We start from the raw sequence: 2,926 nt of genomic DNA, 5'->3' as shown, positions 1-2,926 counted from the left end.
TGGATCACGCATAGGGATTCAATGAGTGTCTTGAAAAAGGACGCGATTCTATCAGGCTCACGGCCTCAAGGCTAAAGAGAAGGGCGGATCAGTTCGAGGCTGAAGTGATGGCCGGCCAGATAATCGTCGATGCAACGGATGATCAGCTCACTGCGCCAGTTGTCGCGCTGGGCGATTAATTCGTCGCGGGTCAGCCACTTGGCGCCGACGATGCCGTCGTCGAGCTGGTAATCCGGGTGATGTTTGATGGCTTTAGCGCTGAAACACACGCGTTGGTAGGTCACGCCGTTGCTTGGGGCGGTGTACAGATAAATGCCAATGACGCCGGTGGGTTCGACGTCCCAACCGGTTTCTTCGAGGGTTTCGCGCACGGCGGCTTCGATCAGCGTTTCGTCCGGGTCGAGATGGCCGGCGGGCTGGTTGAGCACATTGCGCCCGGCCTTGTGTTCCTCGACCATCAGAAAGCGGCCGTTGTCCTCGACGATGGTGGCGACGGTGATGTGGGGGAGCCATTCCATGCGGTGTCCTCGTTTCTGAATATTGGAACCCGATCCCTGTGGGAGCTGGCTTGCCAGCGATGGCGGCCTATCATTCAGCATTGAAGGTGACTGATCCACCGCTATCGCTGGCAAGCCAGCTCCCACAGGGTTTTGTGGTGATCATAAAGCCCGGAAACACAAACCCCGGCACAGGGCCGGGGTTTGTGATGTTCCCTTTACAACCTTAAACCAGCGCAGCAATCGCTGCGTTGAGGGTTGCGCTTGGGCGCATGGCCTTGCTGATCAGCTCGGCATTGGCGTGGTAGTAACCGCCGATGTCGACTGGCTTGCCCTGAACGGCGTTGAGCTCGGCAACGATGGTTGCTTCGTTCTCGGTCAGAGTTTTCGCCAGAGTCGCGAACTGCGCTTGCAGTGCAGCGTCTTCAGTCTGGGCAGCCAGGGCCTGAGCCCAGTACATCGCCAGGTAGAAGTGGCTGCCGCGGTTGTCGATGTTGCCGACTTTGCGCGATGGCGACTTGTTGTTGTCGAGGAACTGGCCAGTCGCCTGATCCAGGGTTTTCGACAGCACCAGCGCTTTCGGGTTGTTGTAGTTCACACCCAGATGCTCAAGGGATGCTGCCAGTGCGAGGAACTCGCCCAGCGAATCCCAGCGCAGGAAGTTCTCTTCAACCAGTTGCTGCACGTGCTTCGGAGCCGAACCGCCGGCGCCGGTTTCGAACAGGCCACCGCCGTTCATCAGTGGCACGATCGACAGCATCTTGGCGCTGGTGCCCAGTTCCATGATCGGGAACAGGTCGGTCAGGTAGTCGCGCAGTACGTTGCCGGTCACCGAAATGGTGTCCTTGCCTTCGCGGGTGCGCTGCAGGGTGAACTTCATTGCGTCGACCGGCGCCATGATCTGGATGTCCAGACCGGCCGTGTCGTGATCCTTCAGGTAAGCCTGAACTTTCTCGATCACTACGCCATCGTGAGCGCGCATCGGGTCGAGCCAGAAGATCGCCGGGGTGCTGCTGGCGCGAGCACGGTTGACGGCCAGTTTGACCCAGTCCTGAATCGGCGCGTCCTTGGTCTGGCACATGCGGAAGATGTCGCCGGCTTCAACAGCCTGTTCCATCAGCAGGTTGCCCTTGCTGTCGGTGACGCGAACCACGCCGTCAGCCTTGATCTGGAAGGTCTTGTCGTGCGAGCCGTACTCTTCGGCTTTCTTCGCCATCAGACCAACGTTTGGCACGCTGCCCATGGTGGTCGGGTCGAAAGCGCCATTGGCTTTGCAGTCTTCGATCACGGCCTGGTAGATGGTCGCGTAGCAACGATCCGGGATCACCGCCTTGGTGTCGTGCAGCTGGCCGTCGGTGCCCCACATTTTGCCGGAGTCACGGATCATCGCTGGCATCGAGGCGTCGACGATAACGTCGCTCGGCACGTGCAGGTTGGTGATGCCTTTGTCGGAGTTGACCATCGCCAGCGATGGACGAGCAGCGTAGACCGCGGCCATGTCGGCTTCGATCTGCGCTTGCTGCTCGGCCGGCAGGGCCTTGATGCGCGCGTACAGATCGCCGATGCCGTTGTTCAGGTTGAAGCCGATCTCGGCCAGCACTTCAGCGTGCTTGGTCAGGGCATCTTTATAGAACTCGGCAACGATCTGGCCGAACATGATCGGGTCGGAGACCTTCATCATGGTCGCTTTCAGGTGCACCGAGAGCAGCACGCCCTGGGCCTTGGCGCTTTCGATTTCAGCTGCGATGAACGCGCGCAGGGCGTTTTTGCTCATCACGGCGCAGTCGAGGATCTCGCCAGCCTGAACGGTGGTTTTTTCTTTCAGAACGGTTGCGGTGCCGTCTTTGGCGATCAGCTCGATCTTCACGGCGTCAGCGGCGTCGATCAGGGCAGCTTTTTCGCTACCGTAGAAATCGCCGGTGCTCATGTGAGCGACGTGGGACTTGGAGTCTTTGGCCCAGGCGCCCATTTTGTGCGGGTGCTTGCGCGCATAGTTCTTCACCGACAGCGGTGCGCGGCGGTCGGAGTTGCCTTCACGCAGAACCGGGTTCACGGCGCTGCCCTTGACCTTGTCGTAACGCGCCTTGGCGTCTTTGTCGGCGTCGCTGGTTACGGTTTCCGGGTAGTCCGGCAGGTTGTAACCCTGAGCTTGCAGCTCTTTGATCGCGGCTTGCAGCTGTGGCACCGAAGCGCTGATGTTCGGCAGCTTGATGATATTGGCTTCAGGCGTAACGGCCAGGTCGCCCAGTTCAGCGAGGTGGTCGGCTACGGCTTTGTCGCCCAGTTGCTCGGGGAAGCTTGCCAGGATGCGTGCTGCAAGAGAGATATCGCGGGTTTCCACGGCGATATCGGCCGAGGCGGTGTAAGCCTCGATGATCGGCAGCAGGGTATAGGTGGCGAGGGCAGGAGCTTCGTCGGTGAAGGTATAG

2 protein-coding genes are annotated in these 2,926 nt (G+C 59.9%); both read right to left on the bottom strand.

The features are described 5' to 3' along the window. Positions 1–71 precede the first annotated feature (71 nt). Entirely contained in the window at positions 72–518 is a 447-nt protein-coding gene (locus ACIPIZ_RS29270; RefSeq protein ID WP_401168983.1) for an NUDIX hydrolase, read from the bottom strand. Between the two features lie 205 nt (positions 519–723). Further along, on the bottom strand, positions 724–2,926 hold a 2,203-nt coding region (locus ACIPIZ_RS29265), incomplete at its 5' end, for an NADP-dependent isocitrate dehydrogenase (protein ID WP_401168981.1).

This window comes from Pseudomonas sp. NPDC087690 (assembly GCF_044743175.1).
GTDB lineage: Bacteria > Pseudomonadota > Gammaproteobacteria > Pseudomonadales > Pseudomonadaceae > Aquipseudomonas.
This window is presented reverse-complemented; position numbering and strand designations above follow the sequence as displayed.

Excerpts from the sequence above, each read along its gene's own strand:
- ACIPIZ_RS29270 (WP_401168983.1), bottom strand. The coding sequence starts at position 518 with ATGGAATGGCTCCCCCACATCACCGTCGCCACCATCGTCGAGGACAAC.